Origin of the sequence: Clostridium sp. (assembly GCF_036660475.1) — a bacterium.
Taxonomy (GTDB): Bacteria; Bacillota; Clostridia; order Clostridiales; family Clostridiaceae; genus Clostridium_J.
The window spans coordinates 1-15,617 of the sequence record NZ_JAVXAO010000011.1; the positions used below are offsets into that span (position 1 = coordinate 1).

A 15,617-nucleotide genomic window follows, 5' to 3' on the forward strand; every position below is an offset into this window, starting at 1 on the left:
TTAAGTGTTGCTTAACCCCTTTTTTTATTGTGTCCTTGACAAGGGGTCCATTTTATAATAATGAACACCTTTAAATTAAAGTGCATAAAAGATATTTAATTTATTATATTAAACTGTATATATATCTAAAGGTTAGGTTACAGAAAGCTCATCTCCAGAGCACTACTTAACTTTCCGCTACCGATTAAGTGGTGATAGTGAGGATAATTTCATTGTAGCTGCTGAAAGGCACTTTGAGCAGCTTAGGTAAAATGATAGGCATAAATGCAGATCGTCAATGCGTCTTCTCCACAGAACTTCTTCATTGCCCTTATTCATAGCTATAGTACTACTTATAAAAAACATGATACATAAGCAAAAGGTTTTTGCTCTGTATGATGTTTTTTTCAATGGTGAGATTACCAGAAATATTTAACTGTGTGACAATCTTCTTAGAGGTCCTGTTGGCACCGCCTAGGTGGAAAGCCATACATAATTGCCCATCATTAATAGGTGGACAACGTGAAGAATTCATACTTAGAGCTACACCCTAGTAGCGATAATACAAGCACTTATACAAGTGTGATACAAAGGTATAACACTGATGGAACAACTGATAAAGATAAGAAAAAATATTAATTATACAAAAGTATAACTTTTGTTATACAAACCTGAAAAATAAACCTAAATCTCCATATATATTGTTAGAGGAGGTGAAGGGATCATGGACGAATTAATAAACTTAATATCAAATGTAGGATTTCCAATAGCAATTACAGCTTATCTCATGATGAGGTTTGAAAATAAATTAGAGAAGTTAGATGATAGCATCAACTCTCTCGTCATAGCCATAAATAATAACAATGTTAAGGGGGCGTAAGCATATGTCTATAATATCAATCTGTGGTCGTGGTGGCCATAATACTAAATTTCAAGGGGCTTCTGACATTGTAAATGAGGTAGAGGAAAACAGAAAAATCATATCTGAACTTAATTCCTTATTAATACAAGATGAAGACTTTAACTATACAGATGTCACTCCAGATACAAGTACATCTGTAGCCAAGGACCTAAAGTATAGTATTAATATAGCTAATTCGATGAAGGTTGATTTATATTTTTCAATACATATAAATGCTTCAGGGGAAAAAGAATACCTAGGCCCTATAGGGTCTGAATGCTGGATATATCCAAACAATGAAAGTAAAATAAGTGGACTTGTAGGAAGAGAAGTTCTTAAAGAGCTAGGATCACTGGGGTTCATAAACCGAGGAATCAAGGTATCAAGTGATTTTGCAGAACTATCAAACACATATATGCCCGCAGTTATAATAGAATGCTTCTTCTGTAACAGTAAAGGAGACACAGACCTTTACTCAAATGTAGGATATAAAGCTATTGCCTACGCAATATATCTAGGAATAAAAGCAGCAACGAGAAGTGAATCACCTACTCTTCCCATGAATGGAAGTAATATCAATCAGATAAAGGATTGTCATAACTGTAAGAACTGTTTGGAAAAGTAATGATGAAGTTCAATTTTGGGGATTCAAAGAAAACCCCCCATGTTATTTGTGCGTGTTGCATAGATAACATGGGGGACTTTTTAATGTATAAGAATTTTCACTCAAGAGGTGATGCGCAATTTAAATCTCTTCTATGATGCAACTATGCTCTTTAGTATCTGAATTATAGCAAATGCCAACAGCTAAAACTTTTCTATCTTTATACTCTTTTCTAAACTTCTGCACATATTCCTTTTCTCTAATTTGCTTTATTGCATTTTCAGGGGTGTCATCCTTTTTAAGTTCAATTATAAAAGGAGTATCATTCTTTCTTCTTGGATGGAATGAAAAATCCGTATATCCTTTTCCGGTCTTTTCTTCACGTTCTATTCTATAGGTATCTCTTGCAGAAAGATAAGCAAGATTTACTACACATGATAAGCTATTTTCATCACTATATTTGAGTATTGGAATTTCTGAGTTGTGGACATCATGCAGCAATTTTATAATAGTTTTAGCATCACCACTAACCGTTGCTTTTAGCATCTTTCTTGAGTTTTCAACTATTTCTGAAACATAACCAAAGGATTCATCCCTCAACGCCTTTTGAAACTCTTTCATCAGTTCATTATTAGGTACCTTTAAGTATCCATCATAATAAGATAAGAACCCTAAAACTATCATAGCTGAATATATTTCTTCCTTGGTTTTAGGCTCTCCTTGACCAGCTCTAAACTCTTCATCTATTGTTATGTCAATTTCCTCACCAGTCACCATCTCTATAACATCATCACGAATTTCTAAGGTATTATATTTTAAATACTCTGCCACTTCATCCATAGCACCAGTATTTGTCCAATAGCTTTCACAGCTATTATTTTGAAGAGCCTTTACAACAGATCTTGGATTGTATACTTTAATTCCATTTGCGGTCATATAGCCGTTATACCAGCTTTCAAGTTCCTTAAAATCCATTTTATCATTTTTAACACATAACCCTTTAACCTCATCTTCAGTAAATCCAAAATACTGTCCAAAGGTTCTATCTCTTAAAAATGTAAATTCATCAAACATATTAAGTGCAGATCCACTTGAATATTTCTTTATCGGAAGCACTCCTGTCATATAAGCTAGTGCTACATAAGGCTGATCCTTTAATAGATTTCTTAAGAATTCTAAAAAGTCGTCTTGATTCTCTGTGAAAAGATTATTATTAAAAATATAATCCCATTCATCTAAAATAAAAATGAACTTATCGCCTGTTGAATAAAGCATAGAACTTATATTGAAGTAATCATTAGGGTTAATACTAGGATACTTCTCTACTATATCCTTTTTTATAGTTTCCCTTATCATTTTTATATAATCCTCATAAGTATTTCCAATTTCAGATATCTCATTAAATGATATATTAATTACATTATATTTATTTAAATGATCCTCATAACTGCTACTTTTACTTATCTTAAGGCTATCAAAAACAAATTTTGAATCTACAGCCATAGAATAATAGGCTCCTAGCATATCCGCAACGGATGATTTACCAAACCTTCTTGGTCTTGTTATACAAACATATCTATCAGAGGTTTCTATACGCTCATTTAAGTTTTCTATAATCATAGACTTATCTACGAGATATTTGCTTTTATATAAAGCTTGGAATAATTCTAAGGATTTATTTGTATTTAAATATATAGCCATGCTTTTCACCCCCATATAATTAAAAATAGTAACCATTTTAATTGTTAACTTAATTAATAACCATTATAACACTAAAACCACTTTATTTTAATATAAACTAAGGCATCTAAAATCATAAAAAATAGAACTCTAGTCACTTTCGATCTTTCGTAAGTTACCCTGAGGTGTAAAATTTGGAAGTTTACCCTTTCTAAACTTTGTCTCTGGAAGAATTTTCATACAAGGGGTAATTGCGAAAGGACCTTGGGACTTGAGCTTGCTATTTTCCATTTTCAATGAACTATAAATCAAAAATGGAACTACTATTTTGTGGCTGTTCTGACGTACTATAAGAATATTCTATATTAACGTATTTTAAATAAGCACTTCTTTAACCTTTAAATAATGATCCTGAACCATTTCCTTGGCTTCAGGACAAAGTTTATTCATGCTTCTCTCAATCTTTTTTAGAACCCATTCTTTGCCTTCATCAATTCCCATACCATGGGTAACATATGCTAAATGCAATAACGAAGGTACTTGGAAAATATGAGTCATGGCATCAGCACTGGCTATGCATTCTGCTTCTTGTGTTAATCTTTTCATAGGAACACTGCCCCTATGTGTTATGATACAATCCTTCACTTTTTCAATCCTATCTTTAGGATAATTGAATTCAATAAGAATTCGTTCGGCTTCAACAGCTCCATAAATATGGTGCTCTTCTGCCAGCATACAATCTTTAATTCCCGCATAATCATGTAGTAACGCCGCAATCTCCACTATTTCTGAATCTGCACTTAATTTCTCTGCTAATTGCTTTGCACATTTAACAACATAGACTATATGATGAGACCAAATACCATACCCAAAAGCGTTAGAATCACTCTTACAGGCATCTTCAACTAATCTTTCTATTTCTTCAATCATCTGTTCATGCAACATTTTATTCTCCTTTAATTTTATATTTAGATTTATCCAACAGGAAACTTAAATTATATGGCCTATTGCAGCTAATCATAGTATTTATGAGGCAATATTTTGCCAATCCGACGTAACTTTAAGTAATATTATACCATTAAATAGCATTTAATGTATTGATTCCAATGAACCTTCGCCAAATAAAGGAGTCAAGATCACAAATTGTACACGTTCACATTTATTAAATAAAAGTAAAAACCAGAAGGGTATAAGGGATAGTTATCGAATTATACTTTATACTATTTTCACAAAGGGTGTGTTCTTATGCAAAATAAATCAGATGAATTTATAAAAAAATGGGAAAATGTTAGACAAAAAGGGTTTCTTTACTATATGGTAACTAGATTTTTAATTGCTTTTTCTTTGCTAACTATTACTCTAGGGATAATATCGAAGATACAAACATCTAAATTTTTTAGTTTTAAGAATTTAATTTGTACAATTGTTATAAGCTTTTTAGCAAGTTATATTAATGGGTGGACTTTTTCTGAGAAAAAATATAATGAATTAACAAAAAAAACCTTCTAAATCATCTGTTCTAATAGATTTAGAAGGTTTTCCATTAATGATTGTTATGGTACTTTAAGCAACCTCATACACTTGGGACTTGAGCTTGCTATATGCAACTCAATATAATGAACCATTATTTTCTTTATTGTCAAATATATAGTTTTCTATTCGTCTACATATTTCAAAAGCGCTATCAAATTCTAAATACTTCTCTTTTTCATTTAAATTTATCCACTGTAATTTTGAGAATTTCTCACCATTTTCTATAGTAAATTCCGGAATCTGTCCTTCCCATTCTGTGATTAAGTAGATATAGAAAATAACATTTATTTCCTTAACCTTTAAATCATCAAGATATTTATAATTTTTAATTTTTACCTTACCTTCAAACTCTTCGCTTACTTCTCTGAACATTGCTCTAACTTTGTAATCACAACTATCAGAATAATCTTTATCCTCTATTGATCCACTTGTAAAAAAAACTTCATAGTTTTTGCCACTTATTGGTCTCTCTTCTACTAGGACCATATTATCTTTTATAAATATAAATGCAACGCCTTCTCGATAACCATCCTTATATGTATAAGGCATGTAGCAACACTCCCTTAATATATTAATTAATAACGATATCTATTGGTGCGTATGGTGTATCATTACTTAGTATCATTGAGCTTATTAATAATTTTTTCTTCATTTTAACCGCCTCCTTATAGTTACTTTTAATTATACCATTATTTTACATTTTGAATGAACTATAAATCAAAAATGGAACTACTATTTTGTGGCTGTTCTGACGTACTATAAGAATATTACGGTGTAACGTTATATGCTAGTCTGGCTTAGATATTAATAATTTTTTTCATATGAATTTTAATAATTTAATAGCTACGAAATTTATTCACTTTGTTCCTAATCGTGGTAATGAGTCACACTTTAGTAAGGGAAGGCTTGTTGGAGTCACTTGCTCATGGCTTGATTTATAATTGTAATACCATTACAGTTTCATCCCACATTATTTCCTCAATTTTTTCAAAGCCAACACTTTCATATAACTTCTCAGCAGATATATTTTGTGGTGATACTGTTGTATAGAATTTTATATTGCCATATTCGATTTTTATTAAGTCAAGCAATTTTAAGACTGCTTTTTTCCCTAATCCTTTACCTTGAAATTTTTTATCAATCATATATCTAAGTAACATTGGTTTACTTGTATCTTCTTCAATTCCATACAAAAGAAATCCAATTAGTGTATCATCTTCATAAATGCATTTTGCATTCCAATTTTCACATAATAAGCTTAAAATTATTGAATTATAGTTTGGTGCTACAATTCCTTCTTGTTCTTTATAAACCTCTAAATTAGTACATTCATACCAATTTTCTTTTGTTACTTGTTTTAATGTAATTCCCATAGTATTTCCTCCTAATTTTTAGATGCTATTAATAACTTTTAATTTATTAAAGTAGATGAGTAATAATTAAGAAATTCAAACTACTCACCTGCTGAAGCAGGTGGATTTAATGTATAAATGCCTAAGACTGAAAGTCTTTACCCCTCAAAGATTATTTGCTTTAAAGCAAGCTATGTTTAAAACTGTTATGACGTTCTTACTTCTAATTATATCATTTAATAGTAATTAATTACATATACCTTATGGATTACAGATGATTTTCATACTATTTTTACAAATATATAACTGTCACAAAAGTAGGGTTTTGTGTTGGTATAATTATATGTCACAAGAGTACCTATTTTATATTTTGTGATAGTACAAAAGTAATGAGTGTATTTTTGTTACATATACGGTATAATCTAGCTATAAAATTTTTATGAAAGAGTAACGACGCTATGTCTAAAATAGGTTATGTACGAGTATCAGAAACTCATTCACTTCCATTTAGGATATACTTTAAAGATAATGAAAAATATTGGAGGTTAATTTTATGATATATCTTGAAAAAGCACATATTAATGATGCAGAAGAAATCGTTGAAGTTAAAAGACTTGCATATACAGATGAAGATATTAGGTTTGGAGAAGGGAAAGGAACTTATTTAAAATACATTGGAGATGTAGGGTTTATTTCTTGGTGCATGAATAGATATCTTCTTTATAAAATAATGTTAGGTGAGAAAATAATTGGAACATTTTGGCTAGATCATGAAACTGATGATAGACCTAATCATTTTGAATTACAGGATTTTTGTATAATCCCTGAATATGAAAATAAAGGTTATGGAACAAAAGCGATGGAACTTATGGAAAAGCTACATGAGAACATAAAAATATGGTCATTGGAAACAGCGCTTTTCAGTGTTAGAAATCAACATTTATATAAGAAGATGGGATACAAAAAAATTGGACAAAAGGAGGATAACATCCTCTATGAAAAGATTATAAACGACTAATAGATAGCAAACTCATTCGCTGCCCCCTTTCGTAAGTTATTCTAGGGTGTAAAATTTAAATTGTAAATTTTTAATTTTAGTGTTGATTTTTTAGGTGTTAAAAGTAATATAGTTTAAAGTAAAAGTAGCAGTCTAAATAGACTGCTACTTTGTATGTATTATCCTTTGAATGCTATTGCATCAAGTTGAAATAAAAGTCCTTCTTCTCCTCCACGATGAGCAAACTCAGTTTGAATTGATTTTCTTGCTGGATATTTTCCATTACAGCGTTCTGTTAATACCTTTTCTAACAAAGGAATATTCCAAACATCTCTAAATAAACAATCGATCTTTACAACTGATTCTAAAGTTAGACCGATTGATTGAAGCCTTTCTGTTAAGTGGTCAAATGCACCATTAATTTGGTTCTCAACAGGTTGCCCTACATTACCTACACAGTAATTTATAAATACAAAATCTCCAGCCTCAACTATTCCAGAATGTGCCCATTCGTTATTTACATCACTTCTTACAATTTCTCTCATAAAAATCCCCTCCTGTTATCATAATTATTGGTAATTTATACCTACACTATAATACCATATTTTACAATACTATTGATATAAATATTAAATTTATCAATTATTAAAAAAACGTGTAAATGATATATACCTTGTTTTTTCTTCGCCGTTGCAGGAACATTGGGGTCTGCTTTAACCCCTCTCTTATATGCTTTACGAGGCATTTTAAATACAAAATTTTCAGTATGATGACCCTTAAATAATTAATCTATTATATAGAAAATAAACATCCTAAAATCCATAAGATTTAATTTTACTCATCATCTTCTACAAATTCAAATACTTCTTCCACTGATTTTCCAAAAACTTTAGCAATATCCATACCTAATTTTAAAGATGGGTTGTATCGTCCATTCTCTAAATGTCCTATGGTTTCTCTCCTTACACCTACTAATTCTGCTAATTCTCCCTGTTTCATATTAAATTCTCTGCGCAATTCATGAATTTTAGTCTTTATCATTGGTATCTAATCACCAGCCTTCTCATAAGAAACAAAAATTATAAGTTCAAGTAAATTAAAAACACCTAGTAAAAATGGTAACACTATTTTTAGATTAATCATCCCTACACCTTCAAAAAGAAACATAAGTACATAAATCAAAAGTCCTGAGTAGATAAGATCATATATTTTTGCCTTAGTTCTATACTTGTTATACTGTGCCATTTCGTCTTCAGGCTCTGTTTTAAAACAAACTGTAATTAACCCTAAAAGCATAATTAAGATATATAATGTACCATCTTCAAATCGGTTTGTTGCAAAAATCTGTAAAAATGCAAAAGCAATATAAATAATTCCTGAACCGCCATTAACTAGTATTGATTTTTCTCTTAATGTTAACGCTCTTTTCATATCACCACTCCTTGTTCTTCATGTTATATATTTTTAACTTATGTTATAAATATATAACATGAATTTTTGCTTGTCAATGCTATATTTGTAAATGGTTTTATTAATTTCTATTTTTTACTAAACATTGTTTTGTCTTATCTCTTAGCAACATTTCAATAGGATCTAAACAATCCTTAGAACCTCTATCTGTATCTTGAAGAAGGTGTAAGTCCAAACTGCTCATAGAATTTTTCAAATCTTCCTCAGTAAGTTCATAATTATTTATCACATCAGCTTCACCCATAGCTCCAAAATTAAATTTTATATTTGCTATTTAAAATTATCCTGATTTACGTGTTTTTATGTTTTTATGTTTTTATGTTCTTAGCCCCATGTAGCCTAGAGCCCACAGGGTTTAAGACCTCTAGGGAAATGTTGATTTTTTACTTGATTTTAAAAAATAATTAAGGATTTTAATCCTTCAACTCCAATTTTGAATTCTTAATTTTAAATTGTAAATTCTAAATTTTTAACTTTAAATTTATACTTTTAACACTGCCTGGAAATTAAAAGTATAACTTTGGTATAACTCCTAGTTTATTTATCATAACTATACCCATCTTTTGTAAACTGGGTTTTTATGGTGCTTTGTTTCTCTCTCATTTTACTTATGATTTTATTTACACTGCATTATCATTTGATTTCCTTCCCTGTAATTGCATCAATAAGTATAGCCTCCGTATCTTTTATAACTATTTTACTATTACTTATAACATCATCTATGATGTATTCATATTCGGTTAAAAATACCCATGCCGGTGTTAATTTAAATTCTCCCAATTCTTTATCTTTTAGCCTTGGAATATATTCTAAATTTATATTAGAAATCTTAATTGGGTCTGTGATAATTATATTTTTATATTTATTTTTTATAGTTTTCAAAGCCTCAGTATACTGAATACAAGATAAATTTTCAGTGGACAGTGAAGGTGAATCATAGATTGAAGATACATCAAACAGTACAATACCATTTTTATTTACCACTGCTTTTAAATGATTTGGACTCAAAAAAGAATTATCAGATGAAGGTCTAAAGCCTCTAGAGTATATTGGAATATTATTTAAAGTAGATTTGAAAATAATTAGATAAGCTTCATCTTCTTCTGTCCAATTTACTTTACCAGTTCCCGGCTTTGTTTTCTCTGAGTCTGCATACTGTTCATCTGTCATAAAATTATTTTCTGCATCCCTCAAAGAATTTACATCAAGGGAATATACTATAGGTTCATCATATAAAGACAAGTCTAAATCTTTAGCAACTTGTTTAACTTTATCAATGCTATCCTTTTTATTTAAAGATTCTAAGGTATCCTTAGGGAATTTAAGTTTCATCTCATTAAATAAATGCCGATTTGATTCAAACATTAAATGAGTATAATCCTTATTATCCACGTCAAACCTTAAGTAATGTTTAGAAATAATTAAGTCTTTATTACTTTTAGTCTTTATCCAAACATTTTTGTCATTATCTTTCCCATTTTCAGTTCTTGTATCTATAATCTCATCCTTAAGAAATATATTGGATGCTTCTGTTTCATCATATTGTTTGTACTTCACATTTAAAACATTATAATTTTCAGCATCAAATACTAGTGTTTCTGCATCTATGGTTAAATTTTTATCTAGTTCCTCCGAGATATGGCTAGGGAAATTTTGCAATTCAGTCCTACTCATTTTACTTACACTGGTCTTATTTGATGAACATCCAGTTAGTATTAATGCTACTGCTAATATACTTAGTAAACTCTTATTCTTCATATTTATTTCTCCTTATAATACTTTGTCTTAAATTCATTCTATATTTTTCTATTACAAGAATATATTAACATGAATTCTTTTCCTTATTATTACTTTATTATTACTTTTACATTTGAATTTCAACTAATTCCAATCATTTATTTTTCTTCACAATTTTATTCAGTATAACTAATTACATTTTAAAGAACAAACTTAATTTAGAATAATAACAAGACAATTCTTTACTATCATTAATTAAATAGCGTACTATATAATATATAACATCCTTTTCTTGTTATTTATTTTCAGATGCCTAATATCAAGATATATTTAAGCATATTCTAGGATAGGGGATAATTTTTCATAAAATTGGTCTATTGTTTTTAAATATGTAAATAGGAGAGATAGCATGAGTAAAAAATTCGAATTATTATATGGAAATACTAATAAGGTATTAATGATTAATGCAGAAAAAGGTGAATCTTTTACGGTGGAAGCTGGAGCTATGGTTTCAATGCATAATGTGTTTGAAATAAAAGCTAGGACTGGTAAGATTGGTAAAACACTTGGAAGAATGTTTTCAGGTGAATCAATGTTTATACAAAGATTTACAGCAAAGGATAATGGAGAACTTCTGCTTGCACCACAGTTTTTAGGTGATATTGAAATTATTGAAATGGATGGCAGCAAAAGCTATAGACTTGGAAAATCTAGTTTTTTAGCCTCTACTACGTCAATAGATATCAGCACTAAATCTGGCGGAATCAATGGAATGTTATCCGGTGAAGGACTAATTCAAATGCAAGCCTCTGGAGTTGGAACTTTATTTGTTAGTTCTTATGGAGCCATTCATAAAAAAGAAATAGGTAGCGGAGAAACATATATAGTTGATTCAAATCACTTAGTTTTATGGGATAGTAATTTAAATTATTCAACGGAACTAATATCTGGATTCTTTGGATCCATTGCTGGTGGAGAGGGTTTTGTTTGTAAATTTGTTGGACCTGGAACCATTTGGATACAAACAAGAAATCCTAAAAATATAGCATCCCCTGCAAAATAATTATGCATTCTAATGATTAAGTAAAGCCTATTGTTTCACTACAATAGGCTTTACTTAATTCATTCACTTCTCTCTTTACTTCGTTCTTTCGTAAGTTACCCTGAGGTGCACAATTGGGAAGTTTACCCTTCCTAAACTGTAATCCTAAGGAACCTTTGCCCCTGGAAGAATTTTCACCCCAGGGGTAATGTGAAAGGACCTTGGGACTTGAGCTTGCTAACAGAATGGGAAGGACAGATTCCGGAATTTACTATAGAAAATGGTGAGAAATTCTCAAAATTACAGTGGATAAATTTAAATGAAAAAGAGAAGTATTTAGAATTTGATAGCGCTTTTGAAATATGTAGACGAATAGAAAACTATATATTTGACAATAAAGAAAATAATGGTTCATTATATTGAGTTGCATATAGCAAGCTCAAGTCCCAAGTGTATGAGGTTGCTTAAAGTACCATAACAATCATTAATGGAAAACCTTCTAAATCTATTAGAACAGATGATTTAGAAGGTTTTTTTTGTTAATTCATTATATTTTTTCTCAGAAAAAGTCCACCCATTAATATAACTTGCTAAAAAGCTTATAACAATTGTACAAATTAAATTCTTAAAACTAAAAAATTTAGATGTTTGTATCTTCGATAACTATCCCTTATACCCTTCTGGTTTTTACTTTTATTTAATAAATGGGAACGTGTACACTTTGTGATCTTGACTCCTTTATTTGGCGAAGGTTCATTGGAATCAATACATTAAATGCTATTTAATGGTATAATATTACTTAAAGTTACGTCGGATTGGCAAAATATTGCCTCATAAATACTATGATTAGCTGCAATAGGCCATATAATTTAAGTTTCCTGTTGGATAAATCTAAATATAAAATTAAAGGAGAATAAAATGTTGCATGAACAGATGATTGAAGAAATAGAAAGATTAGTTGAAGATGCCTGTAAGAGTGATTCTAACGCTTTTGGGTATGGTATTTGGTCTCATCATATAGTCTATGTTGTTAAATGTGCAAAGCAATTAGCAGAGAAATTAAGTGCAGATTCAGAAATAGTGGAGATTGCGGCGTTACTACATGATTATGCGGGAATTAAAGATTGTATGCTGGCAGAAGAGCACCATATTTATGGAGCTGTTGAAGCCGAACGAATTCTTATTGAATTCAATTATCCTAAAGATAGGATTGAAAAAGTGAAGGATTGTATCATAACACATAGGGGCAGTGTTCCTATGAAAAGATTAACACAAGAAGCAGAATGCATAGCCAGTGCTGATGCCATGACTCATATTTTCCAAGTACCTTCGTTATTGCATTTAGCATATGTTACCCATGGTATGGGAATTGATGAAGGCAAAGAATGGGTTCTAAAAAAGATTGAGAGAAGCATGAATAAACTTTGTCCTGAAGCCAAGGAAATGGTTCAGGATCATTATTTAAAGGTTAAAGAAGTGCTTATTTAAAATACGTTAATATAGAATATTCTTATAGTACGTCAGAACAGCCACAAAATAGTAGTTCCATTTTTGATTTATAGTTCATTGAAAATGGAAAATAGCAAGCTCAAGTCCCAAGGTCCTTTCGCAATTACCCCTTGTATGAAAATTCTTCCAGAGACAAAGTTTAGAAAGGGTAAACTTCCAAATTTTACACCTCAGGGTAACTTACGAAAGAGCTAAGTGAATGAGTTTTCTACCCACTGCGTTCATAAGAAACTTCCGCTGATTGAATTTTGTAATTGGCAAGCAACATTTACTCATTGCCGATTCAATCTGCTTGGTGACACGAACGCGAGATTCAGCTTGCTTTAACCGAATGCCACAATAAGAGGTTGGCTGACAGTCTCAGATACGGACGCGGGTAGTCCAAGGTGTCAAACGTCAGGCCAATTAACCCTCTTATTGTAGCTTGGGTAACAAGATGGAACAAGACACGGCTGGATGCGATGCCTTATCCGCAAATTTATTGTAGCAGGTGTATATAATGTTAAAAATAATTTTAATGAGGCATAGCGAAACAGATTATTCCGTTGTAGAAGCCAAAGGTTATATCGGACATGGATGTGAATTAGGACAATTAACTGATGACGGCATCCTTATTGCAGAGAAAGCATCGTTAGACAGTAAGTTGGATGGTAGCGAATTAATAGTTTCATCTCCATATACAAGGGCTCTGCAAACGGCAGCCATCATATCAAAAAATAGACAACTAAATATAAAAATCGAGTTAGATTTACACGAGTGGATACCTGATTTAACGTTCCGTTATAGCGGTAAGACATTTGCTGATAACGCGGTTGATATGTTTAAGCAGAATAACGGCATATGCCCTGATGACAGTAATATAAAGTATGAAAGCATTGATGTTTTATGTAACCGTGCAAAAAATTCATTATTGAAATATATGGATTATAAAAAAATTATTGTGGTAACACATGGAATGGTGATGAATAGATTTGTATCTGCACAAAGAATACCTTATTGTGGGATTTATGAAATTGAATTTGATGAATCATTTACGTGTAGAATGTTTTAACATGCAATATTCTCCAAAAGCAAATTAAGCAAGAAAACTGATGGGTATTGATACCCGTCTACATCCTCCAAGGCCGCCATGACCTGCAGGCATGCCATGACGGGGTAGCAAACTCATTTACTTTGTTCTTTCGTAAGTTACCCTGGGGTGTAAAATGTGGAAATTTTCACTTCCTAAAATGTAGTCCCAAGGAAACCTTGTCCCTGGAATAATTTTCACCCCAGGGGTGATGCGAAAGGACCTTGGGACTTGAGCTTGCTAAGGAAAAACTTAATGAGAGATGAAAATAATGAAGTAGTACAGCAAATCATAACGTGCAATATATGACCCAAGTACTTTGGGAGGAAAAATATGCAAGTAAGAAAACTAGTAAATAATAAACCTTTGTAACAAGATAATTAATTTTTGGAGGTAAATAATGAAATATAATAGCTTTGATGAATTAGAAAAAGCCTGGTCTAGACCATTAGCAGAAGATAAATATGAGGAAGCTTTGACTATTTTAGAAAAAGGGGCAGAAACTCTTCCTAAAACAGAACTAAAAAAACATTTGTTTACTATTATGGATTATAAATGTTGGTTTTTTTATGAATGTAAAAAGTATGAACAGGTTATTAAAATACTAACAGATACAATTGAAAACGGTTTTTCATGTCCTTTATATGCATATAAATCAGTATTTAAATCACAAAATGAGGAGACAAGATATATAGAATTAAAAGAAAAAAATGATTTATTACGAAGAGAAGTTCAAAAAAGATTAAAATTTGAGTATATTGTATATGTTCCAAAGGGGTATGATAAAGAAAAAAAATATCCACTTGTTTTTAATTTCCATGGAGATGGCGATAATACTGAATATCACAAAAAATATTGGAAACCAGATTGGTTAATAAGTAAAGGGTTCATTGTAGTTTATGTTCAATCATCCCAATTACGTTATCATAATTCATATGTATGGATAAAAAAAGAAATCCATCTTAAAGAAGATGATGGGGAAAATGGATCATCAAAATTTCGTGGTGGTAAATCAGAAACTTATAGTTCATTATATGAGGAATTTAAACATTGCTATAATCAAATATTGAATGAATATTCAGTTGATGAGAAGAAAATTGTAATAGGTGGTTTTTCAGGTGGAGCTATGGCGGTTATAGACATTGCAATAGCTGATATAATTCCTATTAAAGGGGCTATTGCTTTATGCTCATTAAAGCCAAAGACTTTTACTCAAGAAAATATTAAAATGCTTCTTAGGAAAAGTATAAAGCTTGTATTCATGGAAGGGGAAAAGGATATACAAGTAAAAGATGTAGAAGAGATGATGGAAGACTGTAAAAACATTGGTATACCTTATGAATACTACATTAATGAAGGAATAGGACACTGGTATCCAGAAGATTTAGATGATAAATTAGAGAAAGCATTAAGTTTTATATTTGAGCAAAGTATCTAGAGGGAGGAATAAGTTTGAGTTATGATTATACTACTTATAGAGAAATAAGAGAGAGAATGCGTTCGTATTTAAAAAATCTCAGAGACTTATCAAGTAAAGAAAATAAAAGAGACTTAAATATGTTAAGTAGTAAACTCATTCGATTCCCTCTTTCGTAAGGTCACCTGGGGTGTAAAATTTGGAAATTTATCCTTCCTAAACTGTAGTCCCAAGGCAACCTTGTCCCGGAAGAATTTTCACCCCAGGGGTAATGTGAAAGGACCTTGGACTTGAGCTTGCTAAAAAATTAATCAAGTATAAGCAATG

The 15,617-nt window shown here is 30.8% G+C and carries 18 protein-coding genes; 9 read left to right on the forward strand and 9 right to left on the reverse strand.

Annotated features, from left to right (window positions below):
• Window positions 1-703 precede the first annotated feature (703 nt).
• Both RSA29_RS14170 and RSA29_RS14175 read left to right on the forward strand, forming a co-directional pair.
• Window positions 704-859 carry a YvrJ family protein gene (locus RSA29_RS14170; protein ID WP_346944445.1) on the forward strand — a complete coding sequence of 52 codons (156 nt, stop codon included), beginning with the start codon at window positions 704-706 and terminating at the stop codon, window positions 857-859.
• Between the two features lie 4 nt (window positions 860-863).
• Complete coding sequence (locus RSA29_RS14175) at window positions 864-1,505, forward strand: N-acetylmuramoyl-L-alanine amidase (RefSeq protein ID WP_346944446.1); 642 nt, start codon at window positions 864-866, stop codon at window positions 1,503-1,505.
• Between the two features lie 120 nt (window positions 1,506-1,625).
• On the opposite strand, the gene RSA29_RS14180 is transcribed toward RSA29_RS14175, so the two are convergent.
• Together RSA29_RS14180 and RSA29_RS14185 are read right to left on the reverse strand one after the other, a co-directional pair.
• Window positions 1,626-3,185: an AAA family ATPase gene (locus RSA29_RS14180; RefSeq protein WP_346944447.1), complete on the reverse strand. Its 1,560-nt coding sequence runs from the start codon at window positions 3,183-3,185 to the stop codon at window positions 1,626-1,628.
• Between the two features lie 354 nt (window positions 3,186-3,539).
• A complete protein-coding gene (locus RSA29_RS14185) occupies window positions 3,540-4,109 on the reverse strand; it encodes an HD domain-containing protein (RefSeq protein WP_346944448.1) in 570 nt (189 codons plus the stop codon).
• A gap of 300 nt (window positions 4,110-4,409) precedes the next feature.
• Here RSA29_RS14185 and RSA29_RS14190 point away from each other — a divergent pair, with 300 nt between their 5' ends.
• Window positions 4,410-4,673 carry a hypothetical protein gene (locus RSA29_RS14190; RefSeq protein WP_346944449.1) on the forward strand — a complete coding sequence of 88 codons (264 nt, stop codon included), beginning with the start codon at window positions 4,410-4,412 and terminating at the stop codon, window positions 4,671-4,673.
• A gap of 99 nt (window positions 4,674-4,772) precedes the next feature.
• On the opposite strand, the gene RSA29_RS14195 is transcribed toward RSA29_RS14190, so the two are convergent.
• Window positions 4,773-5,246 carry a hypothetical protein gene (locus tag RSA29_RS14195; RefSeq protein WP_346944450.1) on the reverse strand — a complete coding sequence of 158 codons (474 nt, stop codon included), beginning with the start codon at window positions 5,244-5,246 and terminating at the stop codon, window positions 4,773-4,775.
• Between the two features lie 386 nt (window positions 5,247-5,632).
• On the reverse strand, window positions 5,633-6,070 hold the full coding sequence (locus tag RSA29_RS14200) for a GNAT family N-acetyltransferase (RefSeq protein ID WP_346944451.1): 438 nt from the start codon (window positions 6,068-6,070) through the stop codon (window positions 5,633-5,635).
• 532 nt (window positions 6,071-6,602) lie between these two features.
• Here RSA29_RS14200 and RSA29_RS14205 point away from each other — a divergent pair.
• Window positions 6,603-7,067, forward strand: a complete 465-nt coding sequence (locus RSA29_RS14205; RefSeq protein WP_346944452.1) for a GNAT family N-acetyltransferase — start codon at window positions 6,603-6,605, stop codon at window positions 7,065-7,067.
• Window positions 7,068-7,225: 158 nt separating this feature from the next.
• Here RSA29_RS14205 and RSA29_RS14210 read toward each other — a convergent pair whose 3' ends face one another.
• From RSA29_RS14210 to RSA29_RS14230, 5 genes are all read right to left on the reverse strand, one after another.
• Entirely contained in the window at window positions 7,226-7,591 is a 366-nt protein-coding gene (locus RSA29_RS14210) for a RidA family protein (RefSeq protein WP_346944453.1), read from the reverse strand.
• Window positions 7,592-7,880: 289 nt separating this feature from the next.
• A complete protein-coding gene (locus RSA29_RS14215) occupies window positions 7,881-8,093 on the reverse strand; it encodes a helix-turn-helix transcriptional regulator (RefSeq protein WP_346944593.1) in 213 nt (70 codons plus the stop codon).
• Entirely contained in the window at window positions 8,094-8,477 is a 384-nt protein-coding gene (locus tag RSA29_RS14220; RefSeq protein WP_346944454.1) for a hypothetical protein, read from the reverse strand.
• A gap of 100 nt (window positions 8,478-8,577) precedes the next feature.
• Window positions 8,578-8,745 (reverse strand): hypothetical protein, encoded by a 168-nt coding sequence (locus RSA29_RS14225; RefSeq protein ID WP_346944455.1) that lies wholly within the window; start codon window positions 8,743-8,745, stop codon window positions 8,578-8,580.
• A gap of 404 nt (window positions 8,746-9,149) precedes the next feature.
• Window positions 9,150-10,274, reverse strand: a complete 1,125-nt coding sequence (locus RSA29_RS14230; protein ID WP_346944456.1) for a hypothetical protein — start codon at window positions 10,272-10,274, stop codon at window positions 9,150-9,152.
• A 388-nt stretch (window positions 10,275-10,662) separates the two neighbouring features.
• On the opposite strand from RSA29_RS14230, the gene RSA29_RS14235 reads away from it, so the two are divergent.
• The 5 genes from RSA29_RS14235 (at window position 10,663) to RSA29_RS14255 (ending at window position 15,311) form a co-directional block, all read left to right on the forward strand.
• Window positions 10,663-11,316: a TIGR00266 family protein gene (locus RSA29_RS14235; protein WP_346944457.1), complete on the forward strand. Its 654-nt coding sequence runs from the start codon at window positions 10,663-10,665 to the stop codon at window positions 11,314-11,316.
• 189 nt (window positions 11,317-11,505) lie between these two features.
• A complete protein-coding gene (locus RSA29_RS14240; RefSeq protein ID WP_346944458.1) occupies window positions 11,506-11,718 on the forward strand; it encodes a hypothetical protein in 213 nt (70 codons plus the stop codon).
• 495 nt (window positions 11,719-12,213) lie between these two features.
• Window positions 12,214-12,783 carry an HD domain-containing protein gene (locus RSA29_RS14245; RefSeq protein WP_346944448.1) on the forward strand — a complete coding sequence of 190 codons (570 nt, stop codon included), beginning with the start codon at window positions 12,214-12,216 and terminating at the stop codon, window positions 12,781-12,783.
• A gap of 538 nt (window positions 12,784-13,321) precedes the next feature.
• Window positions 13,322-13,855: a histidine phosphatase family protein gene (locus tag RSA29_RS14250; RefSeq protein ID WP_346944459.1), complete on the forward strand. Its 534-nt coding sequence runs from the start codon at window positions 13,322-13,324 to the stop codon at window positions 13,853-13,855.
• A 418-nt stretch (window positions 13,856-14,273) separates the two neighbouring features.
• Window positions 14,274-15,311 carry a hypothetical protein gene (locus RSA29_RS14255; protein ID WP_346944460.1) on the forward strand — a complete coding sequence of 346 codons (1,038 nt, stop codon included), beginning with the start codon at window positions 14,274-14,276 and terminating at the stop codon, window positions 15,309-15,311.
• Window positions 15,312-15,617: the final 306 nt, after the last annotated feature.